The organism is Brevundimonas sp. GW821-FHT09G01 (assembly GCF_059416065.1).
In genome coordinates this window covers 95,659-121,709 of record NZ_JBWKOL010000003.1, presented here as the reverse complement: position 1 = coordinate 121,709, position 26,051 = coordinate 95,659, and the positions used below count along the sequence as shown (strand labels likewise).

The following is a 26,051-nucleotide window of genomic DNA, read 5'->3' as shown; positions in this document are numbered from 1 at the left end:
GGTCGCGCATCAGCCACTAATCACGTCCCCGCACCGCCTCTGGTAAACAGCCCCTTAACCCTCTGCGCGCGACAAAGGCGGCTCCGAAGCCTTGTCCGGAGTCCGCTCTTCGCATGTCCGCCGCCCTCGCCCTCGGTCAACGCGCCTGGGTCAGCGCCCGCATCCTGTGGGACGCGCCCTTCGTGGTGCGCTTCCGCGGCGTGCTGCAGGCCCTGCTGGCGACCCTGCTGGTGGTGGCCCTGATCTCGTGGAATCCGGCCGACCCCAGCCTGAACGCCGCGTCGAGCGCCGCGCCGACCAACTGGCTGGGGGCCAACGGCGCCCTGTTCGCCGACCTGTTCATGCAGTCCCTGGGCCTGGCGGCCTGGCCCTGCGCCCTGCTGCTGATCGCCTTTGGACTCGCCGGCGCCATCGGCGACGCCATCCAGCAGCGCCTGAAGCCGACGCCCTTCAAGGCCCTGGCGGCCACCGGCGGGGTCCTGGCCCTGTCCGCCGGCCTGTCGGCCCTGACCCATCCGGCGGCCTGGCCGCTGGCCGCCGGTCTGGGGGGTCTGTGGGGGGATGCGGTCTTCGGCCTGCTGAAGATGGCCTGCGACGCCCTGCGCATCGGCGCCGCGCCGATCATCGGGGCGCTCCTCTTCCTGCCGCTGGGCCTGTGGGGCGTCGGCTACGCCATCGGCCTGAGGCTCGCCGACCTGGGCGAGGCCTTCGCCTGGACCCGCGGCCGAGGCGGCTCCGACGCGCCCCGTCCCGCCCGCGCCCGCCGCGAGGCCGCGCCCAAGCCCGCGCCGCGTCCCCGCCCGGCTCCGGAGCCGGACCTGGAGCCCGAGGCGAGCTACGCCCCCGTCAGCCTTGATGACGCCGACGACGGCGCCCCGCCGTGGGAAGAGCCGCTCCCCGCGCCGACACCCGCCCGCAGCGCGCCCGAGCCCAAGGTCGCCGCCACCAAGGCCCCCAAGGCTTCACGCCGCGAGATCGACGACAGCCAGGGCGCCTTCGACTTCGCCAAATCCTCGACTTCCGACGGCTTCGACCTGCCGCCGCTGGGCATGCTGTCCAAGCCGGTCAAGCGCGTCGCCTCGGTCGACGAGGAGGCGCTGAAGCAGAACGCCAAGATGCTGGAAGGCGTGTTGCAGGAGTTCGGCGTCCGCGGCGTGATCGACCAGATCCGCCCCGGCCCGGTCGTCACCCTGTACGAACTGGTCCCCGCTCCCGGTGTGAAGCACGGCCGCGTCGTGGCCCTGTCGGACGACATCGCCCGCTCCATGTCGGCCCGCGCCTGCCGCATCTCTGTGGTTCAGGGCCGCAACGCCATCGGTATCGAGCTGCCCAACGCCAAGCGCGAGACCGTCTATCTGCGCGACCTGTTGGCCTCGACCGAATACGACAAGCCGACCCATCTGCTGCCGCTGGCGCTGGGCGAGACCATCGGCGGGGAGCCCTATGTCGCCGACCTGGCGCGCATGCCCCACCTGCTGATCGCGGGCACCACCGGCTCGGGCAAGTCGGTCGGGGTCAACGCCATGATCCTGTCGATCCTCTACAAGCTGACGCCGGCCCAGTGCCGCTTCATCATGATCGACCCCAAGATGCTGGAGCTGTCGGTCTACGACGGCATTCCGCACCTGCTGGCCCCGGTCGTCACCGATCCGAAGAAGGCCGTGGTCGCCCTGAAGTGGACCGTGCGGGAGATGGAGGACCGCTATCGCCGGATGTCCAAGCTCGGCGTGCGCAACATCGCCAGCTACAACGACCGCGCCCGCGCCGCGATCGAGAAGGGCGAGCATTTCGAACGCACCGTCCAGACCGGCTTCGACGAACAGGGCCGCCCGGTCTACGAATCCGAGAAGATCCGCCCCGAGCCCATGCCCTATCTGGTCGTGGTCATGGACGAGATGGCCGACCTGATGCTGGTCGCCGGCAAGGACGTGGAAGGCGCCGTGCAGCGCCTGGCCCAGATGGCCCGCGCCGCCGGCATCCACCTGATCATGGCGACGCAACGCCCGTCGGTCGATGTCATCACCGGCACCATCAAGGCCAACTTCCCGACCCGGATTTCCTTCCAGGTCACGTCCAAGATCGACAGCCGCACCATCCTGGGCGAGCAGGGCGGCGAGCAGCTGCTGGGTCAGGGCGACATGCTCTATATGGCCGGCGGCGGCCGTATCACCCGCCTGCACGGCCCGTTCGTGGACGACAAGGAAGTCGAAGCCGTCTGCAATCACCTGAAGTCGCAGGCCGAGCCGGACTACCTGGACCTGATCACTGACGATCCGGACGGCGACGGCGACAACGCCTTTGATGACGGCGGCGGAAACGGCGGCTCGGGCGACGACCTCTATGATCGCGCCGTGGCGGTGGTGACCCGCGACCGCAAGGCCTCGACCAGCTATGTCCAGCGCCGCCTGCAGGTCGGCTACAACCGCGCCGCCTCCCTGATCGAGCGCATGGAGCAGGAGGGCGTCGTCAGCCCCGCCAACCACGCCGGCAAGCGCGATGTCCTGGCCGGCCCGCCGCCGATGGGGTGACCGGGCTCAGCCTGGGATGACGGCGGTGGTGTACGGGGAATGCAGCCGCCAGCCGAGGCGCTCGTACAGAGCGCGACCGGCTTCCGTGGCCACCAGCACGCCGTCGCGCCCGCCCCGTTCACGCCCGATCGCCTCCAGCGCCCGCATCACCCGGCTGCCCAGTCCCCGGCGCTGGTGCTCCGGCGCCGTGATGATCCGGTCGAAGATGATGCGGCCGTCGACCACCACCGCCAGCCCCCGCGCCGCTTCCTCGCCGTCCGGCGCGACCAGGCGGACGAAGACGGTCGGGCCCGACTCGATCTCCAGCCGATAGCCGTCCGGCGCCACGTCGGCGGGCCCCATGCTTCCGGCCAGGATCATCACGAAGCCCGGCGGCTGCACCACCCATCGCGCGTCCAGCAACGGCCGAACCGTCTCGGCGTCGGCGCAGACCTTCAGGAAGATGTGGGGCTCGCGGATTCGCATGGCCCGGTCGCGGACCGCCTCGACAGCCTCCGCATAGACGTAGCGTGCGATCTGCTCGGGCTGGCCGACGTCCACGCGCCACGCGCCGGCGTCCAGGACCGGCGCCGGCGCCCCGCGGGTCAGGGCCCAGCCGCGGGTCCAGGTCGCCAGAAGATGGGGATCAGCGCTCATGCCGCCATCCTGGCGATCCCGTCGATTTCGGGCAACGACCCGTCGCCGGGAGCGTTTCGCCTCCCGCTGTCTATCGGATGAAGCTGAACAGGGCTTCATCGCAGCGCCGGAATATGGTCTGGCTTGGGTCACGCCCCTGACAGACAAGACCTGCAAGACGGCATGATCGACAACCATCCCGAACGGGAGAAGACCTGATGACCGTCTCGCGTAGAGCCTTCGCGCTTGGATCCGCCGCCGTCGCCGCCATCGCGGCCCTGCCCGCCCACGCCCAGGCCGGTCTGTCCGCCGAGGACCAGGCGACCCTGCGACGCGCCCAGACCTATCTGCAGGGGCTGACCTCGGCCCAGGGCGGGTTCACCGAGGTGTCGGGACCCCAGTCGCGCGAGGGCCGCTTCTACCTGCAGCGCCCGGGCAAGATGCGCTTCGAGTACACCAACCCGGCCGGCCTGCTGGTCGTCTCGGACGGCCACAACGTGAAGCGCTACGATCCGCGCCTGAACAATTTCCAGCAGGTGCCGCTGGGCCAGACGCCGCTCTCGACCTTCCTGGCGCGCAATGTCCGCCTCGACCAGGGGGTCCGCATCGATCGCGTCACCCGCATGCAGTCGGGCGCCTTCGCCATCACGGCGCGAGACGCGCGTCGCCCGAACGACGGCCAGATCATTCTGTCGTTCGCCGGAGAGCCTTTCCGCCTGCGCGAATGGACCATCATCGACGCCCAGGGCGGGCGCACCACCACGCGCCTCACCACGCTGGAGCCGGCCTCCAACCTGGCCGCCAGCCTGTTCCAGCTGCGTGATCCCACTCGCAGACCGGGCCGAAACTAGATCATTCGCCTTCCGCGAGAAGCGTGGCCGTATCGACACGCCGGAACCGGGACAGGAATCGGCTTGACATTTTCCGTCATGCGTGGCACTTTCGCAACAGATCGGCGGGAGCCGATCTGAACCGCTACGGATTTCATCCCCTTCCCGGCGGCGAGAGAGACGAACTTCCCCGCGCCCGGTCCACTGCGACCGGGCGCTTTTTTTCGCTCGCCGCCGAGGACTGTTCGGGGCGGCGCCGGCATTGTACGGACAGGCATGTCCGCATCGTCTCGCTACCTCGACTGGCTCAGCAGCAAGCTCGCCCTGCCCGGCGAAGACGCGCGGACGGAGGACGGCCATCCCCGCGCCGTGCTGGGCTATGCGACCGGCTACGCCGCCGCTGACCTGATGCCGTTCGTCCGGTCGCTGCGGGCCCATTTCGACGGCCAGATCGTCCTGACCGCCGACGACCGGCCCGACATTCGCGCGCTGTTCGCCGAATACGGCGTCACCGCCGCCGAGCACCTGCCCGCCGGATCATGGTCGCCCCATCCCGTGATGGAGCGTTTCGCCGCCTATGACGCCTGGCTGACCGCGCGACCGTGGGTGAAGGAGGTCCTGCTGACGGACGTTCGCGACGTGGTGTTCCAGGGCGATCCGTTCGGGGAGCCCGCGCGCGGCCTGGAAGTCTTCATCGAAAGCGAAGGCTCGACCCTCGCCGATCACAGCTTCGACCAGAAATACCTCAAGGCGCTGGTCGGTCCCGCCGTCACGGCCCGGATCGCGGACAAGCCCTGCCTGTGCGTCGGCACCGTCTTCGGCCCCGCCGTCGAGGCCAGCCGCCTGTGCAAGGCCATCCTTCTGCTGGCCGCCATCCCCCGGTCCGAGATCGGCGGAATCTTCGGCGCGGACCAGGCCGCCTGCAACCTGGCGGTCCACCTCGGACTGATCGAAGCCGACGTGCGGCCGAACTACGGACGCGTGGCCACCATCGGCGATCGCAACCAACCGGCGCTGCGCCCGGACGGACTGATCGCCAATCCGGATGGAAGCGTCAGCCCCGTCATGCACCAGTACGACCGCCACAAGGTCCTGGCCGACGCCGTACGCAAGCGCTGGGGCGCGCCAGAGCATGTCGCCGTCAAGGGCCGGACCAAGTCCCTCTCCGAGCGCCTGCAACGCCTGTCCGTCTCGGTCGCCCGCCGCCTGCCGGAACTGCGCTGATCCCATGCTTCGTATCGCCACCTGGAACATCAATTCGGTCCGCCTGCGCGCCGATCAGGTCTCCCGCTTCGTCGCCGAGAGCGGGACCGACGTCCTGTGCCTGCAGGAGATCAAATGCCTGGAGGACCAGTTTCCCCGGGCCGCCTTCGAGGCCATGGGCCTGCCGCACCTGAAAATCGGCGGCCAGAAGGGCTGGCACGGCGTGGCCATCGCCAGCCGCAAGCCGATCACCGAGGCCCCCAGGCTGGACGTCTGCCGCGAGGGGCACGCCCGCTGCGTCGGCGTCGTGGTCGACGGCGTCGAAATCCAGAATTTCTACATTCCCGCTGGCGGAGACATCCCCGACCGGGCCGTGAACCCGAAGTTCGACCACAAGCTGGACTTCTACGAGCGGCTGACCGCCGACATGGCGACGCGCGACCGGCAGCGCCCGCTGGTCCTGGCCGGAGACTTCAACATCGCGCCAGGCGAGAACGACGTCTGGAACCACCGCTACATGTCCAAGGTGGTCAGCCACACGCCGATCGAGGTCGAGACCCTGCGCCGCCTGCAGGAGGCCGGCGACTTCTGCGACGTGCTGCGCGACCAGATCCCGGAGCCGCAAAAGCTGGCCAGCTGGTGGAGCTACCGCGCCGCCGACTTCCGCAAGTCCAACCGCGGCCTGCGGCTGGACCACCTGTGGACCTCGCCGGGGCTGACCGCCGCGGTGAAGCCGGGCAGCGCCCGCATCCACGACGATGTCCGGGCCTGGGAGCAGCCCTCGGACCACGCCCCGGTCACCATGGACCTCGACGTCTAGAAACGGACCTCTTCCGCCAGGAGGTCGAGGAAAACCCGCACCCGCGAAGGCAGTCGCCCGCCGTGGCCGACATAGACGGCCCGCGTCTCCTCGATGTCGCCGGGATTGAACGCCTCCAGCACGGGGACGAGCCGCCCCGCCGTGATGTCGGGGCCGATGTGGAACCGGGACAGCCGCGCCAGACCGGCGCCCGCCAGCGCCAGCGCCCGGGCGCTTTCTCCGTCCCCGGCGGTGGTCGGTCCCGTGACTGGCCGCAGGATGCGCTGTCCGTCCGCCGTCACGAAGGGCCAGCCGTCCAGGCTGCGGGTGAAGTTGAAGCCGATCAGGTCGTGGGCCCCCAGATCGTCCAGCGCTTCCGGCGTCCCGCGCCGCGCCAAATAGTCGGGGCTGGCCACCACCACCATCCGGGTCTCGATCAGCTTGCGCGCCATCAGCTGCGACGCGGGCATGGGGCCGACGCGGATGGCGACGTCAGCCCGCTCGTCCATCAGGTTCACCACCTGGTCGGTCAGCACCAGATCCAGCGCCACTTCCGGATAGCGGGCGCGGAACAGGGGGGTGAGCGGGATCAGGCAATGCAGGCCGAACGGCACGCTGGAATTGACCCGCACCCGCCCGCGCGGCGTCGCCGAGACCGTCACCGACCGCTCGGCCTCGTCGATATCGGCCAGCACCCGGACCGCCTGATCGTGAAACATCTGCCCCTCGGGCGTCAGGGTCAGGCTGCGCGTCGAGCGGTTGATCAGCCGCGCGCCCAGCCGCGCCTCCAGCCGCGACAGCAGCTTGCTGACCGCCGAGGGCGTCATCTTCAGGGACCGCGCCGCCGCCGACAGGCCGCCGGACGCCACCACGCGAACGAAGACCTCCATTTCGCCGGAGCGGTTCAGGTCGAGCCGGGCCATCGTTGATTTGATCTCACAGATGCAGGTCTTTGATGACATCTAGTGTGGAAACCGGCGCTCCGCCATCTGCGCTCCATGACCAGCGCACCCTCCCGCACCCCTCTCGCCCTCTATGCCCTGACCGTCGGCGCCTTCGGCATCGGCGTCACCGAGTTCGTCATCATGGGCCTGCTGCTGCAGGTCTCGGGCGATCTGGGCGTCTCCGTCCCCGCCGCCGGCCTGCTGATGACCGGCTATGCGCTGGGCGTCTTCGTCGGCGCGCCCCTGCTGACCATCGCCACGCGGACCCTGCCGAAGAAGACCACCCTGCTGGTGCTGATGGTCCTCTTCACCCTGGGCAATCTCGCCTGCGCCGTGGCACCGACCTATGAGCTGCTGATGGCCGCGCGCATCCTGACGGCCCTGGCCCACGGCACCTTCTTCGGCGTCGGCGCCGTCGTGGCGACCCAGCTCGTCGCACCGGAAAAGAAGGCCTCGGCCATCGCCATCATGTTCACCGGCCTGACGCTGGCCACCCTGCTGGGCGTGCCGTTCGGCGCCTGGCTGGGCCTGCAGTTCGGCTGGCGCTCGACCTTCTTGGCCGTCACCGGCATCGGCATTCTGGCCCTGGCCGTCCTCGCCGCCTTCGTCCCCGCGACGAAGACCACCGAGCCGCTGGGCCGCCTGCGCGACGAGTTCGCCGTGCTCAAGCGCCCGCAGGTCCTGCTCGGCCTGGCCATGACGGTGCTGGGTTTCGGCGGGGTGTTCGCCATCTTCACCTATATCCAGCCGATCCTGACCGAGATCTCCGGCTGGTCCGAGGCCGCCGTCTCGCCGATCCTGCTGGTCTTCGGCGCGGGTCTGGTCGGCGGCAACCTGCTGGGCGGCAAGCTGGCCGACAGGCGCCTGGCCCCGGCCCTGCTGGGCACGCTGGCGGCCCTGACGCTGGTGATGTTCGTCTCCGGCTGGGCCTTCCATGACCGGATCGGCGCCATCGTTGCGACCTTCTTCCTCGGCGCCGCCGCCTTCTCGACCGTCGCCCCGCTGCAGTTGCGCGTGCTGCAGCAGGCCGGCGGCGCGGGTCAGGGGCTGGCGTCCAGCCTGAACATCGCCGCCTTCAACCTCGGCAACGCCTTCGGCGCCTGGCTGGGCGGGGCGGTGATCGCGAGCATCGGCATCGCCGCCGTGCCGATGATCTCAGCCGCCGTGCCCCTGGCCGCCCTGGGGCTGGCCGTTCTCAGCCTTTCCATCGAACGCCGCGCCCGCGTCGTTCCCGCCTGAAGGAGTTCTCCATGGAAACCCGCCGTCTCGGAGCGTCCACGCTCGAAGTCCCCGTCCTCAGCTTCGGCGCCGGCACCTTCGGGGGTCAGGGGCCGCTGTTCAGCGCCTGGGGCGACACCGATGTCGCCGGCGCCCGGCGTCTGATCGACATCTGCCTGGAAGCCGGGGTCAATCTGTTCGACACCGCCGATGTCTATTCCAACGGCGCGTCGGAAAGCATTCTCGGCGAGGCGCTGAAGGGCCGCCGCGACGCCGCCCTGATCTCCACCAAGGTCGGCCTGCCGTTCGGCGACGACCCCGCCGACAAGGGGACCGGCGGCGCGCGCCTGCTCCGCGCCGTCGATGACGCCCTGGCCCGCCTGCAGACCGACCGCATCGATCTGCTGCAACTGCACGCCTTCGACGCCCACACCCCGATCGAGGAGACGCTGGCCGCCCTGGACGCCCTGGTGAAGGCCGGCAAGGTCCTGCACGTCGGCGCCTCGAACTTCTCCGGCTGGCAACTGATGAAGTCGCTCGCGCTCGCCGACGCCAACGGCTGGCCGCGATACGTCGCCAACCAGACCTACTACTCCCTCGTCGGCCGCGACTACGAATGGGAGCTGATGCCGCTGGGGCTGGACCAGGGCGTCGGCGCCATGGTCTGGAGCCCGCTGGGCTGGGGCCGCCTGACCGGCAAGATCCGCCGCGGACAGCCCCTGCCCGCCGGCAGCCGCCTGCACGACACCGCCGCCTTCGGTCCTCCCGTCGACGACGAGCGCCTGTACCGCATCGTCGACGCCCTGGACGAGATCGCGGCCGAGACCGGCAAGACCGTACCCCAGATCGCCATCAACTGGCTCCTGCGTCGCCCGACGGTGTCCAGCGTGATCCTGGGCGCGCGCAACGAAGACCAGCTGCGCCAGAACCTGGGCGCCGTGGGCTGGACGCTGACGCCTGAACAGGTCGCACGCCTGGACGCCGCCAGCGCGGTGACGCCGGCCTATCCCCACTACCCGTACTGGGGCGAAGGCGGGTTCCGGGCGGTCAATCCGCCGCCGGTCTAGGGACGGTGGGAGCCTGGGGCCGCCTCCGATCGGAAGGCGAGCCAGCTGGCCAGGGCGAAGACCCAGACGCTGACGCCGCCGAAGAGCAGCACCCCGCCCATGCCGTCGGCCAGGGCCTGATGGACGACCGCCGCCGGCACGCCTGCCTCGATCGGCGGCGTGGTTCCGGCGGCGACCTGTTCGGCGATCGCCTTCAGGCTGGCGGCGTCGGCGCCCGCGGGTGAGGCGGCGGCCAGAGAGGCGCGAACGCCTTCCAACAGGATGAAGCCCATCAAGGCGATGTTCACCGCCAGGGAGATCATGCGCGCGCTCATGTCGACGCCTGACGCCATACCGGCGCGCTCGGGCGGCGCGGCGCCCGTCGTGGTGTTGGTGACGGGCGTGTTCGTCAGTCCCAGTCCCATGCCGGCGATGACGCAGCCCGGCAGGATGGTCAGGGCGCTGGCGTCCGCCGTCTCGCTCCCCAGCCGCATCAGGAAGAAGCCGAGCCCGATGGTGAACAGTCCGGCCGGAATGACGACGCGTGGCTGAAGGCGCAGGGACAGGCGTTCCGCGATCGGCGGCATGACCAGCGTCGGCAGCGTATAGGCCAGCAGCCCGATCCCGGCGGCGACGCTGTCCAGGTGCAGGCCGGCGCTGAACCAGATCGGCAGGTAGATCATGAAGGGCCAGTAGCTGACGTTCATCGCCGCCGACCCCAGGATCGCGCCCGAGAAGGCGCGGATGCGGAAGATCGAGAAATCGATCATCGGCCGCCGGGTCGCCCGTTCGACCAGCACGAAGGCGACCGCGCTGGCCACGCAGACGCCCAGCACGGCGAGCGCCACCGGGTTGGCGAAGCCGAGCGCCGGACCCTGGGTAATGTACCAGGCGAGGCAGAACACCGTCAGGGAAAGGGTCGCCATGCCGGCCAGGTCCAGGCGCGCCGCGTCCGGGTCGCGGGATTCCTCGATGGCGAGCGCCGCCAGTACGATCACGGCCACCGCCAGGACGCCGTGGATCAGGAACACCCATTCCCAGCCCCAGACCGAGACGATCCCGCCGCCGATCAGCGGGCCGAATCCCAGGCCGACGCCGGCGACGACCCCCCACCAGGCGAAGGCCCTGCTTCGCTCGCTCGCAGTGCGGAACTGGTTGGACAGGACCGCGATCCCGCAAACCAGCATGGCCCCGCCGCCCAGGCCCTGAAGGGCGCGGGCCGCGATCAGGACCGGCGTGTTCGGGGCCAGGCCGCACATCAGGGACGCCAGGCCGAAGGCGACGACGCTGGCCATGAAAACCCGCTTGCGCCCGAAACGGTCGGCCAGGGTCCCCGTCCCCATCAGCACCACCGTCACGGCGATGGTGTAGGCGTTCATGATCCACTGCAGCTCGGCGAAGTCCGCGCCCAGAACCGCCGGGTCCCTGAGCGTCGGCAGGATCGCCGGGATGCTGGAAATCTCCAGGCCGAACATCAGGGCGGACAGGCAGACCGCCAGCAGGGCGATCACGCCGCGTCGGGACGCGGATGCAGTGGGAGCGGTCGTCATGGAAAGCCTCTCGTGATGGCGAGCGGCGAACCTAGGGAGGTTCCAGTCACAACAGAACTGGATGTCTGACCATTTCAGAGATAACGATTTCGAATGACATCACCCACCATTCTCGACGTCGCCGCCGTACGCGTCTTCGTCGCCATCGCCGACCTGAGCAGCTTCACGCGCGCGGCCGAGGCGCTCGGGTCCACGCAGGGGGCGATCAGCGTCAAGCTCCGGCGGCTGGAGGACCAGTTGGGCCAGCGGCTGGTCGAACGCACGCCCCGGCTGGTCCGGCTCTCGCCCCAGGGCGCCCTGTTCATCGACGCCGCCCGCGAATTCCTGGCCGCGCACGAAAAAGCGGTCGCCACACTGTCAGCGACGCGTCGGCGCTTCGCCCTGGGCGTCGCCGCCCATGTGGCTGGACCCGAGGTGACCACCCTGCTGGCGCATCTCAACGCCTACGACCCCTGCCTCACCATCGAGGTGCGGATCGAGACGCCTCGCGCGCTGCTGGACGCCTTCGACCGTGGGGAGCTGGACGCCGCCATCGTCCGGCGTGAGGACGTCCGGCGCGACGGCGAAGTGCTGGGCCCCGAACATTTCGGCTGGTTCGCGTCGCCCAATCTTCGCTGCAGGCCGGACGAGCCGTTGCGGTTCGCCGCCCTGTCGGCCGAATGCGGCGTCAGGAACATCGCGACCCAGGCGCTCGACGCCGCCGGCATCGCCTGGTCGGAGGTGTTCGTGGGCGGCAGTTCCTCGGCCGTCGCCGCGGCCGTGTCGGCGGGGGTCGCGATCGCGGTCTTTCCCCTGCGGCTCGCGCCGCCCGGGACGGTCGAGGTGAGCGAGCGCTATGCGCTGCCGCCCCTGCCCGACTCGGAGATCCTGCTGTTCTCCACCCTCGTCGACACCAAGTCCCGCGAGGCCCTGCGGACGATCGCGGCCGGGTTCCGGTCGCACCGCTCCCGAGAGGCGGACGCGCCGGTCGCCGCCCTGGCCTAGAGCGAAATCTGATGCTGGACCGTTTTTTGGAGTCTGGTCGAAACGACCTGAAGCCAAAATGATCTAGGGCTGGAGCCGGTAGCCGCCCGCGTCGGTCAGCAGCAGCCGCGCCTGACCGGGCTCGGGCTCGATCTTCTGGCGCAGGCGGTAGATGTGGGTTTCCAGCGTATGGGTCGTGACCCCGGCGTTGTAGCCCCAGACCTCGGTCAGCAGCTCCTCGCGCGACACGGCCTTGGCCCCGGCGCGGTAGAGGTACTTCAGGATATTGGTTTCCTTCTCGGTCAGCCGGACCTTCTTGCCCTTGTCGTCGACAAGGACCTTGGCCGCCGGACGGAATTCATAAGGCCCGATACGGAAGACGGCGTCTTCCGACTGTTCATGGCTGCGCAGATGGGCGCGGATGCGCGCCAGCAGGACCGCGAAGCGGAAGGGCTTGGTGACGTAGTCGTTGGCCCCCGACTCCAGCCCCAGCACCGTGTCGGAATCCGACGACTGGGCGGTCAGCATGATGATCGGGGTCGAGACGCCGTCCTTGCGCAGCAGGCGGCAAGCCTCTCGGCCGTCCATGTCCGGCAGGTCGACGTCGAGCAGGATCAGGTCGGCGCGGACCTCACGGCCCATCTTCACGCCCTCGGTGGCCGTCGAGGCCTGGACCGGGCGGAAGGCCTCGTGGAGCGCCAGCTGCTCGGCAAGCGCCTCGCGCAGGTCGTCGTCGTCGTCGATGATCAGGATCGTCTTGGGCGTCGGCATGGGTCCAACAATGGAGAGAGCCGGTCCAAACGCCAAGGGCGCCGGTCCGTTAGGGCGTGATTTTCAGTCCACAGAGGGCGTTTCGCCGCGATTTCGTTCCCCGAACAGGGCCGAACCGATGCGAACATGGGTCGCGCCGAAGCGGATCGCGACCTCATAGTCGCCGCTCATCCCCATCGACAGGACGTCCAGTCCGTTGCGGCGCGCGATCTTGCGCAGCAGGGCGAAATGGATGCCGGGGGCCTCGTCCGCCGGCGGAATGCACATCAGGCCCTCGACGGTCAGCCCCGCGGCCCGCGCCTGCGCGACCAGGGCGTCGGCCTCTTCCGGCGGAACCCCGGCCTTCTGCGGCTCGGCGCCCGTATTGACCTGCACCAGCACCCGCGGCGTCCGGCCCGCCTTCGCCCCCTCCGTCGCCAGCGCCTCGACCAGTTTCGGCCGGTCCAGGGTCTCGATGACCTCAAACAGGGCGACGGCGTCGGCGACCTTGTTGGTCTGTAGCGGCCCGATCAGGCGCAGTTCGAGGCCCGGCGCGTCCCGGCGACCGGACCAGTGTCCTTGCGCCTCCTGAACCCGGTTCTCGCCGAACACCCGCTGTCCCGCGGCCAGCGCCGCCTCCAGGGCGACGTCAGGCTGGGTCTTGGTCACCGCGGTCAGGATCACGGTCGCCGGATCGCGCCCGGCGATGCGGCAGGCGCGGGCGATCTTGCGACGGACGGCGTCGAAGCTGGACGCGATGGAGGGATCGGGGGAAGAGGAGGTCATGAACCGGTCGGACGCGGATACCCTGTGGCGGATCGCCAGCGGTCTAGCCCGTGAAGCGGCCAAAGTCAGCCGGGCGCAAGGCCGCCCGCGTCCCAACCTGCCGCCTCTGCTGTTCTTCACCGATCCCGAACGCACGCCGCGTCCGTGGGAGGTCGCCGAACGCCTGCCCGTCGGCGCCGGCGTGGTCTGGCGCCATTTCGGCGCGCCGGACGCCCTCGAGACGGCGCTGCGGCTGCGCGAGGCGACGCGGCGGCGCGACGGCCTGCTGCTGATCGGCCTGGACGCCGCCCTGGCCGAGACGGTCCAGGCTGACGGCGTCCACCTGCCCGAAGCGGCGACGGACCAGGCCCCCGCCCTGGCGGCCCGCCATCCGGGCTGGACGATCACCGCCGCCTTCCACGGCCTGTCCGCCGTTCCTGATATCGTCGGGATCGATGCCCTGATCGTATCCCCGATCTTCCCCGCGGGCGGAGCCTCCGCATCCAAGGTCCCGCTCGGCGTGGATCGATTGAAGGCGCTAGCCCAGGCCGCCGCCCCGGCGCCCATCTACGCCCTGGGCGGCGTCGACGCGTCGAACGCGCACACGCTCATCGGCTCGGGCGTCTATGGAATAGCGGGAGTGGGGTCGGTCCGCGCGGCCTTCGAAGCCGATTAGAAGCGGAAGATCGATTCCAGACGGAAGCGGGCCGTCGGACGCTCGGTCTGCGGCGCGCGGGCCGGATCGCGTTCAGTCTCGGCCAGGCCGGCGGCGGCCCCGACGCGCAGGCGCGGGTTGACGCGGTAGTAGGCCCCGGCCTCGACGTCGCCGAGGGAGTCTTCGCGGCCGACGGGCTGGTTCAGGTTCAGGTCCAGGCCCCAGCGGCCGCGCTCGGTGAAGCGCAGACGGCTCTGGTTCTGGCTCGGCGTGGCGGTGCGGGCGGCGCTGGCTTCACTCAGGGACACCGCAGGCGCACGCCCGCGCGTCGCGGTTTGGGCCGCGGCGGCGTCAGCGGCGGCGACGAGGGCGAGCCCCGCGACCAGTCCAGCGATGACGGCGCTCTTGCGCATATCCTGCCCTTCATGTCCCGCCGGGGGTCCCGGCGTGATCTGTATCCGGCAACTAGACACCGCCGGACAGCCCGGTCAACGGAACGGCGACGCTGAACGTCAGTTCCGTACGACTCAGAGGGACTCCTGTGGCGCGAGCGTCACGGCCACCGCCTCCCCCGCCGCGTGCGCGCCGCCTCCCGGACACGATCCGGCGCCGCTTGAAACGTCTTCGCCTTGTCATCGCCCCTTTTCGCCGTGTTATAGAGCCTCGCTTCGGCTCTGACCCGCGTTCGGGCGGCCCGGCGCGTGCGACGGAAGGTCCGGCGTACGCCCTTGATCGAATGGAGAACTCTCGATGGTGCTGGTTCGCGGTGCGACGCTCGCCCTGATCGCCTCGGGCCTGGTGCTGGGCGCCTGCTCTGCCGAACGTCCCTTCGGTCCCACCGTCGGCGACGTCTTCGGCGGCGGAAAGCCCTCGGCCACAGCGGCGCGCGCCGCCCAGACGGGCATCGGCGTGAACGCCTATCTGTGGCGCGCCACCCTGGACACCTTCGCCTTCATGCCGCTGGCCAACGCCGACCCGTGGGGCGGCGTGATCAACTACGACTGGTTCACCGACCCGCAGACGCCGAACGAGCGCTTCAAGGCGACCGTCTTCATCCTCGACACCCGCCTGCGCGCCGACGCCCTGAACGTCACCGTGACCAAGGAAACGCGCGATGCGACGGGCAATTGGGTCGGCGCTCCGGTGGCGGCCCAGACGGAAACCGACCTGGAGAACGCGATCCTGACCAAGGCGCGCCAGCTCAACCTCCAGAACGCCGGCTAACACCCTCTCACGACCACCGCCTCCTTTAGGCCGCGCCCTTCAGGAGCAGCCTCAAGGATTCCCGTGGCCCGCTACGAGCCCAAGACCGCCGAACCCCGCCAGCAGGCCCGCTGGGCGGCCGCCGACGCCTTCCGCACCCCGACCCAAGGCACGGGAAAGCCGAAATACTATGTGCTGGAGATGTTCCCCTATCCGTCGGGGAACATCCACATGGGCCACGCCCGCAACTACGTCATGGGCGACGTGGTCGCGCGCTCCAAACGGGCCCAGGGATTCGACGTCCTGCATCCGATGGGCTGGGACGCCTTCGGCCTGCCCGCCGAGAACGCGGCCATCGAGCGTGGCGTCCATCCCGGCGACTGGACCTGGTCCAACATCGCCGCCATGCGCGAACAGCTGAAGCTGCTGGGCCTCTCGCTGGACTGGTCGCGTGAATTCGCCACCTGCGACCCGGCCTACTACGGCAAGCAGCAGGCCTGGTTCCTGGAGCTGTTCAAGCGCGGCCTGGTCTATCGCAAGGACTCGGTCGTCAACTGGGATCCGGTCGACAACACCGTCCTGGCCAATGAGCAGGTCGTCGACGGCCGCGGCTGGCGCTCGGGCGCGATCGTCGAGAAGCGCAAGCTGAACCAGTGGTTCCTGCGCATCACCGACTACGCCGACGACCTGATCGAGGGCCTGAAGGAACTGGAAGGCCGCTGGCCCGACAAGGTCCGCCTGATGCAGGAGAACTGGATCGGCCGCTCCAAGGGTCTGCAGATGACCTGGGCCTGGGCCGGGGAAGCCCCCGCCGGCGCGCCCGACGGGCTGGAGATCTACACCACCCGCCCGGACACCCTGTTCGGCGCCAGCTTCATGGGCATCGCCGCCGATCATCCGGTCGCCCGCGCCCTGGCCGAGACCAACCCCGACGCCGCCGCCTTCGTCGCCGAATGCCGCAAGGGCGGCTCGACCCAGGCCGAGATCGAACAGGCTGAAAAGATCGGCTTCGACACCGGTCTGAAGGTCCGGCATCCGTTCGACGGCCGCGAGGTCAGCGTCTGGATCGCCAACTTCATCCTGTCCGACTACGGCACCGGCGCCATCTTCGGATGTCCCGCCCATGACCAGCGCGACTTCGAGTTCGCGACCAAATACCGGTTGCCGATCATCCCGGTTGTGAGACCTGATGGCGTCGGTGATGATTTCGTCGTTGGAACAGAGGCTTACACGGGCCCCGGAACCATCTTCCAGTCGGACTTCCTGGACGGCCTGGAAATCGAAGCGGCCAAGGCCGCGGCCATCGCCCGCATTGAGGCGGCCGGCCAGGGCGAGGGCAAGACCATCTATCGCCTGCGCGACTGGGGCGTCAGCCGCCAGCGCTACTGGGGCTGTCCGATCCCCATCGTCCACTGCCCGTCCTGCGGCGCCGTGCCCGCCGCCGACCTGCCCGTGGAGCTGCCCAAGGACGTGACCTTCGACACGCCCGGCAATCCTCTGGACCGCCACCCGACCTGGAAACACGTCAAATGCCCGTCGTGTCACGGTGATGCGACCCGCGAGACAGACACGCTGGACACCTTCGTGGATTCCAGCTGGTATTTCGCCCGCTTCACCGATCCGACGGCGGCCGAGCCGATCTCGCGCAGCGCGGCCGACCACTGGCTGCCGGTCGACCAGTACATCGGCGGCGTCGAGCATGCGGTGCTTCACCTGCTCTACGCCCGCTTCATCAGCCGCGCCCTGAGCGACGCCGGCCTGATGACGGTCAAGGAGCCCTTCGCCGGCCTCTTCACCCAGGGGATGGTGGTCCACGAGACCTACCGCCGCGCCGACGGCGCCTGGGTCGAGCCGACGGACGTCGAGCTGTCCAACGACAACGGGGTCCGCTCGGCCCGCCAGCTCTCGACCGGCGAGACCCTGACCATCGGCGACATCGAGAAGATGTCGAAGTCCAAGAAGAACGTCGTCGCGCCGCAGGAGATCGTCGAGACCTATGGCGTCGACGCCGGACGCCTGTTCGTCCTGTCCGACAGCCCGCCCGAGCGCGACGTGCAATGGACCCCCGGCGGCGTCGAGGGCGCCAGCCGCTTCGTCCAGCGCGTCTGGGCCGAGATCGAGGGCTACGACCCCGCCTTCGCCGGCGAGGCCGGCGCGAACGCCGCCCTGCTGCGCGAGACCCACAAGGCTATCAAGGCCGTGTCGGAAGGCATCACCGGCTTCCGCTTCAACTCGGCCATCGCCAAGCTCTACGCCTTCGTCGCCACCGTGCGCGATCACCAGACGGCGGGCGGCGAGGCCCGGCGCCAGGCCCTGTCCGCCCTGCTGCGTCTGGTCGCTCCGTTCACCCCCCACCTGGCCGAGGAAGGCTGGACGCGGCTGGGCGAAGAGGGGATGATCCTCGACGCGCCCTGGCCGGAATACGATCCGGCGCTGGCGGCCGACGACGAGGTCACCCTGCCCATCCAGGTCAACGGCAAGCGCCGCGGCGAGATCCGCGTCGCCCGTGGACTGGAGCCGGCGGCGGTGGAGGCCATCGTCCTGGCCGATCCGGACGTTCAGGCGCGGCTGGAGGGTCTGACCGTGAGAAAGATCGTCGTGGTCAAGGATCGGATCGTCAACGTGGTGGTCGCCTGATGAGAATGCTCGCACCCCGCGGTTTGGCGTTGGCGCTTGTCGCATCACTGGGACTGGCCGGTTGCGGCTTCACGCCCTTGTATGGCGACGCCGGCGCCGGGACGTCGCTGTCGCGCATCGACGTCACCACCCAGGATGACCGCCTGGGCTACCGCGTCCGCGAGCAGCTCGAGGACGCCCTGGGCCGCGACGGGTCGCAGACGCCCCTGTGGCGTCTCCAGACCACCCTTGAACAGTCGCGCCGCCCCATGGGCCGGCGCATCGACGACACCGCCACCCGCTATGAGCTGACTGTGCGCGGGACCTGGACCCTGACCCCGACGACCGGCGGCGACCCCGTCACCGGCGTCGAGACCGTCACCACCACCTACGCCGCGGCCGACCAGCCCTACGCCGCCATCGCCGCCCAGCAGGACGGTGAGGAGCGTGCGGCGGCCGAACTGGCGCGCCTGATCCGGCTGGACCTCCTCAGGACCCTGTCCGCCCCGTGATCCTGTCGAAGCGGCCCGAGGTCGATCGCTTCCTGAAGTCTCCGGACAAGGGCGTTCGCGCCGCCGTCATCCACGGCAAGGACCGCTCGGGCGTGGCCGAACGGGCCGAGATCCTGTGCAAGGCGATCACCCCGGACCTCAACGACCCCTTCAATGTCACCGTCCTGACGGACAGCGATATCGACGGCGACGAGGTCCGGCTGGATGAGGCCCTGACCGCGCTGAGCATGATCGGCGGCCGCCGGCTGGTGCGGGTGCGTCTGTCGGCCGAGAAGGCCTCGATCGACAAGATGTTGGCGGCGGCGCTGAAATCCCACGCCGCCGGCGATTTCAATCCCGACTGCATGCTGGTCATCGAGGCCGGGGCCCTTGGCCGCGACTCCGCCCTGCGCAAGGCCGCCGAGGCCGATAAGGGCGCCGTGGGCATCGCCTGCTACGAGGACGAGACCGGCGACGTGGCCCGGATGACGCGCGAAGCCCTGGCCGCCGACAAGGTCGGCCTGACCCAGGACGCCCTGGACCGTTTCGTCGCCCGCCTGCCCCGCGAACGCGGCCTGATGCGGCAGGAGATCGAGCGGCTGGTGCTCTACATCGGCCCGGGCAGCGGCCGCAGCATCGACACCGCGGAGCTGGAACTGCATCTGGGAGTCGAACCCGACGCCTCGCTGCAGGACGCCGCCCTGCAGGCCTTCGGCGGACGCCCCGGCCCCGCCCAGTCCGGCCTTCGGCGCGCCCTGGCCGAAGGTGAAAGCCCTGTCATGGCGGTGAGACAAGCGTCGATCCACCTCGGAAAGCTCCGCAGGATCAATGTCTTGCAAACGAACGGGGCGAACGCCAAGGAGGCCGCCAAGGCCGCGGGCGTGTTCTGGAAACAGGAGGCGGAAATGCTCCGCCAGGCCCGCAGCTGGCGTCTGGACGACCTCGACAAGGTCCTGGACAGCGTCAACGCCGCCGACATCGCCACCAAGACCACGGGCTCGCCCGACCAGCTGATCGCCGAACGCCTGCTGCTGGAGATTTCGTCGCGCGCCAGAAGGCTGGGGCTTTAACCCCGCTTCGACGCCTTGCGGAAGGCCGGCTTGTTCGCCGCCGCGCTTTGACGGGCCATGGTCTTTTCGGCGTGCTGGGCGGGTTTGAAACCGCCCGCGGACGGCGCGCCGCCTCCGGCCTTCTTGGCGGCCAGCGCCTTCTTCATCGCTTCAGCGGTCGGATTGGTCGGCTTGTCGGTCATGGCCTCAGTCTGACACGCCGCGCCGCGCCGTCCAAACTCTTGCCCCCTCATCTCGATCAGATGTGAGCGCGACCTCCTCGATCTCGACCAGTCCGGCCTGTTCCAGCCCGGCGCGATACTCCGCAGGCTCCAGACTGGCGTGATACAAGGGCTGATCCATCCATTCTCCCAGGACCACGCCCCGTTCAGGTCCCCCGATGAACATGAGCACGCCGCCGGGCCGCAGGTGTCGGGCGTAGACCGCCGCCATCGCGCCTTGAGCCTCCGCGGTCAGATGAAAGGCGCTGAACCAGGCCAGAACGCCGTCGAACCGGCGGCCCAGGTCCAACCCGCGCATGTCGTCCACCCGCCACTCATGCTCCGGAAAGGCGGCCTGGCAGCGCGCGATCAGACCCGGCGAGGCGTCCACGCCCGTCAGGCGGAAACCGCGCCCGATCAGCCAGTCCGCGATCGGCCGCCCGGAGCCGCACCCCAGATCCAGGACCTCCGCGCCCTCGGGCAGGGCCGCCGCATAGCGTTCCAGATGAGGGCGCTCATCCGCGGTCGGCGGTCCGTCGCGCATCCGGGCCCAGTCGTCGGCGTGCCGGCTGTAGAGGCCGATGATCGCCTCGGCCGCCGCCTCGACCGGATCCGTCATCTCAGCCGCGCATCAGCCGGCGGCACAGGTCGTCCAGCTGTTCCAGCGTGCCGTAGCGGATGGTGATCTCGCCCTTGCCGTCCTTGTCGACCAGCTGGACCTTCAGGCCCAGGGCGTCGGCCAGATCCTGCTCCAGCGCGGCCACGTCGGCCGAGCCTTCGCCCTGGGCGCGTACGGCCTTCGCCTTGACGGGCTTGGGACCCTCGGCGGCGCGGCGCGCCAGCGCCTCGGCCTGACGGACGTTCAGTCCGCCGTTGACGATTTCATTGGCCAGCTCGACCGCATTCGGCGACCCCACCAGGGCCCGGGCGTGGCCGGCGCTCATCTTGCCGTGCCGCACGTACCACAGCACCTCTTCCGGCAGCTGCAGCAGGCGCAGGGTGTTGGCCACATGGCTGCGGCTCTTGCCGACGATACCGGCGACCGCGTCCTGGGTGCGGCCGAAACGCTCCATCAGCTGGCGATAGGCGTCGGCCTCTTCCAGCGGGTTCAGGTCCGCGCGCTGGACGTTCTCGATGATGGCGACCTCGAACACCTCGACGTCGTCCATCTCGCGCACGACGATCGGCACCTCGGTCAGGCGGGCCAGCTGCGAGGCGCGCCAGCGGCGTTCGCCGGCGATGATCTGCCAGACGCCGTCCTCGCCGGGCTGCGAGCGCACCAGGATCGGCTGCAGCACGCCTTTGTCGCGGATCGAGGCGGCCAGTTCCTCGAGGATGTCCGGTGTGAAGATCTTGCGCGGCTGATCCGGATTGGGTTTCAGGCTCTCGATCGGCGCCAGACGCACGCCCGCGGGCGTCGCCGTGCCGTCGACCGGCACGGCTTCGCCGGCCTGTTCTCCCAGAAGGGCCGACAATCCCCGGCCAAGACCGCGCTGACGTTCGCTCAAGATACTGATTCCGTTCTTCTAATTATTCAGGCAGCGACTTGCAGGCGACGTTTGCGCTCGCGCGCCACCACCTCCCGCGCCAGCCGCAGATAGGCCTGACTGCCGGCGCATTTCAGATCGTAGATCAGCGCCGGCTTGCCGAAGGACGGCGCCTCGGCGACCCGCACATTGCGCGGAATGACGGCGTCATAGACCTTTTCGCCGAAGTGGGCGCGCACGTCGTTGGCCACCTGGCCCGACAGCGCGCTGCGGCGGTCGTACATGGTCAGGACCAGCCCCTGGATCTCCAGCGACGGGTTCAGGCTTTGGCGAACCATATCCACCGTCTTCATCAGCTGCGTCAGCCCCTCCAGAGCGAAGAACTCGCACTGCAGCGGCACCAGCACGGCGTCCGCGGCCGCCATAGCGTTCAGCGTCAGCAGGTTCAACGACGGCGGGCAGTCGATCAGGACATAGTCATACCGGGTCTGACCGTCCCTCCCCTGCCCCGCCAGAGCGTCGCGCAGGCGGAAGGAGCGGCGATCGGCCTGGCTCAATTCGATCTCGACGCCCGACATGTCCGCGTCGGCCGGAATGATGTGCAGCCCCGGCACTGAGGTCTGCACGGCGGAATCGTCCACCGAACGGCCGTCTACGATGACGTCGTAGATGGTCACCCGGCGTGTTTCACGTGGAACACCCAGCCCCGTCGACGCATTGCCCTGCGGGTCCATGTCGACGATCAGCACCTTCTCGCCGATCGCGGCCAGGGCCGTACCCAGGTTGATCGCCGTGGTGGTCTTGCCGACGCCGCCCTTCTGGTTGGAAACGGCCAGAACGCGAGTCTTACCAGTTTTTGACACGGCTAATTCCCCGGACGGATACGATACGGCCGCGCGGATCACTGCGCGAGACGGAGAGGTCGCTCTTGAATTGCCAGACCTTGCGGGCCTCGGCCACCTCAACCTCGGCCTTTTCTCCCTTCAGGAACAGCCCACGCGCACCGCGTTGTAGATAAGGCTGTGCATAGCCGAGGAGCTTTTCCATCGGGGCCACCGCGCGAGCCGTGACCACTTCGACGGTGACCGCATTCTCCTCGGCCCGGCCGTTGATCACGGTCGCGCGCAGGGACAGGCCATCGACCACCTCCTGCAGGAAACGGCAGCGTTTGCCGAGACTGTCGATCAGCCAGACGTGGCTCTTCTGCTCAGTCTTCAGCATGATCGCCAGCACCACGCCGGGGAAGCCCGCACCGGCGCCGAGGTCGGCCCACATCTTGGCGCCGGGCGCCAGGTCCAGCAGCTGGGCGGAGTCGCGGATATGCCGGCTCCAGATGTCCGGCAGGGTGTCCGGACCGATCAGGTTCATCACCGTATTGGCCTCGGTCAGCCGATCGATGAACCGCTGCAGATCGCCCATCTGGGCCGGCGTGGCGTTGAACTCCGCCTGGAAGGCGGCCGCATCATAAGTACTCACGCCGCGACTCCGGAAGGCTTCGGCGCCTTCTTCACATGGGACAACAGGGCCGTCAGGGCGCCCGGGGTCATGCCTTCGATCCGGCCCGCCTGCCCGAGGGTGCGCGGCTGGACCATCGACAGCTTCTCGCGGACTTCGTTGGAGAGCCCGCCGATGACGGCGTAGTCGAGGTCCACCGGCAGGGCCAGCGCCTCTTCGCGGCGCAGCGCCTCGGCGTCGGCGGCCTGGCGGTCCAGATAGCCGGCGTAGCCCGCATCGATCTCGATCTGCTCGCGGACCTGCCGGGGCCAGTCGCGGATCTCAGGCCGGACGCCCTCGAAGGTCGCCAGCGTCACATCCGGGAACGACAGCAGGTCGCGGATCGAGCGGCGCTGTCCGTCGGCGTTGACCTTGATCCCCAGCTCCCCCGCTTCCTTGGGCGTGAACCGTGTTTCACGTGAAACAGCCGCCGCCTCGGCCAGCGCCGCCGCCTTCCGCTCGAAGGCCCTCGCCCGGGTCGATCCGACGATCCCCGCCTCGACGCCGATCGGCGTCAGCCGCTGGTCGGCGTTATCGGCGCGCAGGGTCAGCCGATACTCCGCCCGGCTGGTGAACATGCGGTAGGGCTCGGTCACACCCTTGGTGACCAGGTCGTCGATCATCACGCCGATATAGGCCTGATCCCGGCCCAGGATCACCGGATCGGAACCCGCCGCCGCGCGGGCGGCGTTGAGACCGGCGATCAGCCCCTGGGCCCCTGCCTCCTCGTAGCCGGTCGTGCCGTTGATCTGCCCCGCCAGATAAAGGCCGGGTCGCTTCTTGACCTCCAGCGCCGCAGTCAGCTCGCGCGGATCGACATAGTCGTACTCAATGGCGTAGCCGAAGCGGAACACCTCGACCTGCTCCAGCCCGGGAATTGTGCGCAGGAAGGCCAGCTGCGTCGCGTCAGACACCGAGGTCGAGATGCCGTTCGGATAGACGGTCGGATCGTCCAGGCCCTCTGGCTCAAGGAAGATCTGGTGCGAGGTCTTGTCGGCGAAGCGGACCACCTTGTCCTCGATGGACGGGCAATAGCGCGGCCCGCGCCCCGACAGGTGGCCGCCATAGACGGCGCTCTCGCCCAGGTTCTCGGCGATGATCCGGTGGGTTTCCTCGGTCGTGTGGGTCACCCCGCAGGTGATCTGCGGCACGCCGATCCGGTCGGTCAGGAAGCTGAACGGGACAGGGTCTTCATCGGCCGCCTGGCTCTCTAGCCGGTCCCATCCGATGGTCCGGCCGTCCAGGCGCGCCGGGGTGCCGGTCTTCAACCGGCCCATCTGCAAGCCGGCGCCGTACAGGTCCACGGCCAATCCGGTGGACGGCGCCTCGCCGTGGCGGCCCGCCGGAATGCGCTGGTCGCCCTTATGAATCACCCCGTTCAGGAAGGTGCCGGTCGTCAGCACGACCGCGCCCGCCGACAGAACTGCGCCGCCGCCGGTCACCACGCCCGTCACCCGACCGCCGTCAAGGGTCAGACTTTCGGCCGTACCGGCCATCAGGGTCAGGTTCGGGGTCTGGGCCAGCTCGGCCTGCATGGCTTCGCGGTACAGGCGGCGGTCGATCTGGCTGCGGGGCCCCTGCACCGCTGCCCCCTTGGAGCGGTTCAGCAGGCGGAACTGGATGCCGGAGACATCGCCCAGCCGGCCCATGACGCCGTCCAGGGCGTCGATCTCGCGCACCAGGTGGCCCTTGCCCAGACCGCCGATGGCCGGGTTGCACGACATCTCGCCGATGGTCTCGAGCTTCTGGGTCAGCAGCAGGGTCCGCGCGCCGGTGCGCGCGGACGCAGCGGCGGCTTCGCAGCCGGCGTGGCCGCCGCCGATGACGATGACGTCGAAGGAGTTCATCGCGGGGACATAGTCGAAAACGCCCGCTTTCGCCACCGGAGTCGGCGGCGTGTTTCACGTGAAACAGATCACTTCCCGATGCAGAAGGTCGAGAAGACCTCGCCCAGAATGTCCTCGACTCCGATGGCGCCGGTCACCCGGGCCAGGGCGTCCGCCGCCCGGCGCAGGTCGTCGCCCGCCATCTCCGGCGCGATATCCAGGGCGCGTCGCCCGGCCTGCACGTCGGCCAGGGCCTCCTCCAGCCGCCGCCGATGCCGCTCCCGCGTCACCGCCGGGAAGTCCGCGCCGGACAGGTCGCGCGCCAACCGGGCCGCGATCCAGTCGTGCAGCGCCGCCATTCCCTCCCCCGTGGCGGTGCTGACCGCCAGCGCTTCCTGACCGGTGGGGGGAGGCGCGCGCTCGATATCCGCCTTGGTCAGGACCAGCAAATCGCCGGGCCGAACATAGTCCGCCGCCACGCCTGCGGGGTCGCCCGGCGCCCGGACCCACAGTCGCAGCTCGGCCTGTTCCGCCCGCGCCCGCGCCCGGCGCACCCCCTCGGCCTCAACCACGTCCGCGCTGTCGCGTAGTCCGGCCGTATCCGACAGGGTCACGGCGTAGCCGCCGATGATCAGGTCGGCGTCCAGCACGTCGCGCGTGGTCCCGGCGATCGGCGTCACGATCGCCGCCTCGCGCGCCACCAGCGCATTGAACAGCGACGACTTGCCCGCATTGGTCTCGCCGATCAGGACGATGCGATAGCCCTCGCGCACCCGCTCCCCCCGGCCCGAATCCGCCAGGGCGGCCTTCAGGTTAGCGATTAGTCCGTCCAGCACCGGCCCCGCGGTCCGCGCCAGATTGTCCGGCACCTCCTCGTCGGGGAAGTCGATCTCGGCTTCGACCAGGGCCAGGGCTTTCAGCAGATCGCGGCGGAAGCCGGCGTAGGCGGCGCCCAGGGCGCCGTCCAGCTGACCCAACGCCTGCGCCGCCTGGGCCGTGGTCTCGGCGTCGATCAGGTCGGCGACCGCCTCGGCCTGGGCCAGGTCCATCCGCCCGTTCTCGAAGGCCCGGCGGGTGAACTCGCCCGGATCCGCTGGACGCAGACCCAGCGCGACCAGGGCCGCGCTGGCCGCCTCGACCACCGCCCGGCCCCCGTGCAGGTGCAGTTCGGCGCAGTCCTCGCCGGTATAGGAGTTCGGCCCGGGAAAGCGCAGCACCAGCGCCTGATCGATGATCCGCCCCGCGTGCGTCAGCGTCCGCAACGAGGCCATCCGCGCCTTCAGGTCCGGTGCGCCGAGCGCGGCCAGGGCGGCGTCGGTCGCGGGGCCGCTCAACCGCACGATGGCGATGGCGCCCCGTCCCGGCGGGGTGGCTAGGGCGAAGACGGTGTCGGTCATGCCGGAATCTCCTCCCCCTCATGGGGGAGGTGGCGCGGCGCGCGCGCGCCGTGACGGAGGGGGCGACAGCGGCGCGGGACGGACCCCCTCCACCGCTTCGCGGTCCCCCTCCCCCAAGAGGGGGAGGAGACCAGCATCACGGCTTGACCGCGCCTTCCATCAGACGTCGGAACTGGTCCTGGGCCTGCAGGCCGAAGCTGGTCCAGGTCTTCATCAGCTCGTCGGGCTGCATGGCCGAGATGTTGTCGTCCATTCGCTTCTTCATTTCGGCGACCAGATGCTCGTTCAGCGGAGCCACATCCGGCAGCCCCATGAAGGCTCGCGCCTCGGCCGGGGTGCAGTCGATCTCGACATTGATTTTCATGGGATCGCTCCAATCTGAACAGGACCGTTTTAGGCCG

At 69.6% G+C, this 26,051-nt stretch carries 26 protein-coding genes; 12 read left to right on the top strand and 14 right to left on the bottom strand.

Features of this window, described 5'->3' with window-relative positions; translation table 11 throughout:
- The first annotated feature begins 113 nt into the window (after nucleotides 1-113).
- On the top strand, nucleotides 114-2,528 hold the full coding sequence (locus AC07NB_RS08030; protein WP_492311910.1) for an FtsK/SpoIIIE family DNA translocase: 2,415 nt from the start codon (nucleotides 114-116) through the stop codon (nucleotides 2,526-2,528).
- Between the two features lie 6 nt (nucleotides 2,529-2,534).
- On the opposite strand, the gene AC07NB_RS08025 is transcribed toward AC07NB_RS08030, so the two are convergent.
- Nucleotides 2,535-3,164 (bottom strand): GNAT family N-acetyltransferase, encoded by a 630-nt coding sequence (locus AC07NB_RS08025; RefSeq protein WP_494570500.1) that lies wholly within the window; start codon nucleotides 3,162-3,164, stop codon nucleotides 2,535-2,537.
- A gap of 197 nt (nucleotides 3,165-3,361) precedes the next feature.
- Between AC07NB_RS08025 and AC07NB_RS08020 the strand changes: the two genes are divergently transcribed.
- The 3 genes from AC07NB_RS08020 (at nucleotide 3,362) to xth (ending at nucleotide 5,996) form a co-directional block, all read left to right on the top strand.
- Nucleotides 3,362-3,994, top strand: coding sequence for a LolA family protein (locus AC07NB_RS08020; RefSeq protein ID WP_291840245.1), 633 nt, complete (start codon nucleotides 3,362-3,364; stop codon nucleotides 3,992-3,994).
- Between the two features lie 255 nt (nucleotides 3,995-4,249).
- Nucleotides 4,250-5,197, top strand: coding sequence for a hypothetical protein (locus AC07NB_RS08015; protein ID WP_494570501.1), 948 nt, complete (start codon nucleotides 4,250-4,252; stop codon nucleotides 5,195-5,197).
- 4 nt (nucleotides 5,198-5,201) lie between these two features.
- Nucleotides 5,202-5,996 (top strand): exodeoxyribonuclease III, encoded by a 795-nt coding sequence (gene xth / locus AC07NB_RS08010; RefSeq protein WP_492311912.1) that lies wholly within the window; start codon nucleotides 5,202-5,204, stop codon nucleotides 5,994-5,996.
- On the opposite strand, the gene AC07NB_RS08005 is transcribed toward xth, so the two are convergent.
- Entirely contained in the window at nucleotides 5,993-6,898 is a 906-nt protein-coding gene (locus tag AC07NB_RS08005; protein WP_494570502.1) for a LysR family transcriptional regulator, read from the bottom strand. The two genes, xth and AC07NB_RS08005, sit on opposite strands and share 4 nt — an antisense overlap.
- A 75-nt stretch (nucleotides 6,899-6,973) precedes the next feature.
- Here AC07NB_RS08005 and AC07NB_RS08000 point away from each other — a divergent pair, with 75 nt between their 5' ends.
- Together AC07NB_RS08000 and AC07NB_RS07995 are read left to right on the top strand one after the other, a co-directional pair.
- A complete protein-coding gene (locus AC07NB_RS08000; protein WP_494570503.1) occupies nucleotides 6,974-8,158 on the top strand; it encodes an MFS transporter in 1,185 nt (394 codons plus the stop codon).
- Nucleotides 8,159-8,169: 11 nt separating this feature from the next.
- Nucleotides 8,170-9,204 (top strand): aldo/keto reductase, encoded by a 1,035-nt coding sequence (locus AC07NB_RS07995; protein WP_291834759.1) that lies wholly within the window; start codon nucleotides 8,170-8,172, stop codon nucleotides 9,202-9,204.
- Here AC07NB_RS07995 and AC07NB_RS07990 read toward each other — a convergent pair.
- Nucleotides 9,201-10,733, bottom strand: coding sequence for an MFS transporter (locus tag AC07NB_RS07990; RefSeq protein ID WP_494570504.1), 1,533 nt, complete (start codon nucleotides 10,731-10,733; stop codon nucleotides 9,201-9,203). The genes AC07NB_RS07995 and AC07NB_RS07990 overlap by 4 nt on opposite strands.
- 93 nt (nucleotides 10,734-10,826) lie before the next feature.
- Here AC07NB_RS07990 and AC07NB_RS07985 point away from each other — a divergent pair, with 93 nt between their 5' ends.
- Nucleotides 10,827-11,717 (top strand): LysR family transcriptional regulator, encoded by an 891-nt coding sequence (locus AC07NB_RS07985; RefSeq protein WP_494570505.1) that lies wholly within the window; start codon nucleotides 10,827-10,829, stop codon nucleotides 11,715-11,717.
- Between the two features lie 63 nt (nucleotides 11,718-11,780).
- Here AC07NB_RS07985 and AC07NB_RS07980 read toward each other — a convergent pair whose 3' ends face one another.
- Together AC07NB_RS07980 and AC07NB_RS07975 are read right to left on the bottom strand one after the other, a co-directional pair.
- Nucleotides 11,781-12,467: a response regulator transcription factor gene (locus AC07NB_RS07980; protein ID WP_291834768.1), complete on the bottom strand. Its 687-nt coding sequence runs from the start codon at nucleotides 12,465-12,467 to the stop codon at nucleotides 11,781-11,783.
- A 63-nt stretch (nucleotides 12,468-12,530) separates the two neighbouring features.
- Nucleotides 12,531-13,232, bottom strand: a complete 702-nt coding sequence (locus AC07NB_RS07975; protein WP_494570506.1) for a YggS family pyridoxal phosphate-dependent enzyme — start codon at nucleotides 13,230-13,232, stop codon at nucleotides 12,531-12,533.
- On the opposite strand from AC07NB_RS07975, the gene AC07NB_RS07970 reads away from it, so the two are divergent.
- Nucleotides 13,231-13,887, top strand: a complete 657-nt coding sequence (locus AC07NB_RS07970) for a thiamine phosphate synthase (RefSeq protein WP_494570507.1) — start codon at nucleotides 13,231-13,233, stop codon at nucleotides 13,885-13,887. The two genes, AC07NB_RS07975 and AC07NB_RS07970, sit on opposite strands and share 2 nt — an antisense overlap.
- Here the strand turns inward: AC07NB_RS07970 and AC07NB_RS07965 are convergent.
- The gene (locus tag AC07NB_RS07965) at nucleotides 13,884-14,279 is read right to left on the bottom strand and encodes an NtrZ family periplasmic regulatory protein (RefSeq protein ID WP_291834778.1); all 396 of its coding nucleotides are present in this window, start codon (nucleotides 14,277-14,279) and stop codon (nucleotides 13,884-13,886) included. The two genes, AC07NB_RS07970 and AC07NB_RS07965, sit on opposite strands and share 4 nt — an antisense overlap.
- A gap of 337 nt (nucleotides 14,280-14,616) precedes the next feature.
- Between AC07NB_RS07965 and AC07NB_RS07960 the strand changes: the two genes are divergently transcribed.
- From AC07NB_RS07960 to holA, 4 genes are all read left to right on the top strand, one after another.
- Nucleotides 14,617-15,090 (top strand): DUF3576 domain-containing protein, encoded by a 474-nt coding sequence (locus AC07NB_RS07960; protein WP_492311919.1) that lies wholly within the window; start codon nucleotides 14,617-14,619, stop codon nucleotides 15,088-15,090.
- 63 nt (nucleotides 15,091-15,153) lie between these two features.
- On the top strand, nucleotides 15,154-17,706 hold the full coding sequence (gene leuS / locus AC07NB_RS07955; protein ID WP_494570508.1) for a leucine--tRNA ligase: 2,553 nt from the start codon (nucleotides 15,154-15,156) through the stop codon (nucleotides 17,704-17,706).
- Nucleotides 17,706-18,197: an LPS assembly lipoprotein LptE gene (gene lptE, locus AC07NB_RS07950; RefSeq protein WP_494570509.1), complete on the top strand. Its 492-nt coding sequence runs from the start codon at nucleotides 17,706-17,708 to the stop codon at nucleotides 18,195-18,197. Before leuS ends, lptE begins: the two co-directional genes overlap by 1 nt.
- Nucleotides 18,194-19,246, top strand: a complete 1,053-nt coding sequence (holA, locus tag AC07NB_RS07945; protein WP_494570510.1) for a DNA polymerase III subunit delta — start codon at nucleotides 18,194-18,196, stop codon at nucleotides 19,244-19,246. The genes lptE and holA overlap by 4 nt, the downstream gene beginning before the upstream one ends.
- Here the strand turns inward: holA and AC07NB_RS07940 are convergent.
- From AC07NB_RS07940 to AC07NB_RS07905, 8 genes are all read right to left on the bottom strand, one after another.
- Nucleotides 19,243-19,428: a hypothetical protein gene (locus tag AC07NB_RS07940; protein ID WP_291834794.1), complete on the bottom strand. Its 186-nt coding sequence runs from the start codon at nucleotides 19,426-19,428 to the stop codon at nucleotides 19,243-19,245. The two genes, holA and AC07NB_RS07940, sit on opposite strands and share 4 nt — an antisense overlap.
- Nucleotides 19,429-19,432: 4 nt before the next feature.
- Nucleotides 19,433-20,065, bottom strand: coding sequence for a class I SAM-dependent methyltransferase (locus tag AC07NB_RS07935; protein WP_492311923.1), 633 nt, complete (start codon nucleotides 20,063-20,065; stop codon nucleotides 19,433-19,435).
- Nucleotide 20,066: 1 nt separating this feature from the next.
- On the bottom strand, nucleotides 20,067-20,954 hold the full coding sequence (locus tag AC07NB_RS07930; protein WP_492311924.1) for a ParB/RepB/Spo0J family partition protein: 888 nt from the start codon (nucleotides 20,952-20,954) through the stop codon (nucleotides 20,067-20,069).
- Between the two features lie 26 nt (nucleotides 20,955-20,980).
- The gene (locus tag AC07NB_RS07925; RefSeq protein ID WP_291834803.1) at nucleotides 20,981-21,796 is read right to left on the bottom strand and encodes a ParA family protein; all 816 of its coding nucleotides are present in this window, start codon (nucleotides 21,794-21,796) and stop codon (nucleotides 20,981-20,983) included.
- Entirely contained in the window at nucleotides 21,780-22,352 is a 573-nt protein-coding gene (gene rsmG / locus AC07NB_RS07920) for a 16S rRNA (guanine(527)-N(7))-methyltransferase RsmG (protein ID WP_494570646.1), read from the bottom strand. Before rsmG ends, AC07NB_RS07925 begins: the two co-directional genes overlap by 17 nt.
- 53 nt (nucleotides 22,353-22,405) lie before the next feature.
- On the bottom strand, nucleotides 22,406-24,274 hold the full coding sequence (gene mnmG, locus AC07NB_RS07915) for a tRNA uridine-5-carboxymethylaminomethyl(34) synthesis enzyme MnmG (protein ID WP_494570511.1): 1,869 nt from the start codon (nucleotides 24,272-24,274) through the stop codon (nucleotides 22,406-22,408).
- A gap of 68 nt (nucleotides 24,275-24,342) precedes the next feature.
- A complete protein-coding gene (gene mnmE, locus AC07NB_RS07910; RefSeq protein ID WP_494570512.1) occupies nucleotides 24,343-25,650 on the bottom strand; it encodes a tRNA uridine-5-carboxymethylaminomethyl(34) synthesis GTPase MnmE in 1,308 nt (435 codons plus the stop codon).
- 136 nt (nucleotides 25,651-25,786) lie between these two features.
- The gene (locus AC07NB_RS07905) at nucleotides 25,787-26,014 is read right to left on the bottom strand and encodes a DUF6489 family protein (RefSeq protein ID WP_494570513.1); all 228 of its coding nucleotides are present in this window, start codon (nucleotides 26,012-26,014) and stop codon (nucleotides 25,787-25,789) included.
- Between the last annotated feature and the right edge of the window lie 37 nt (nucleotides 26,015-26,051).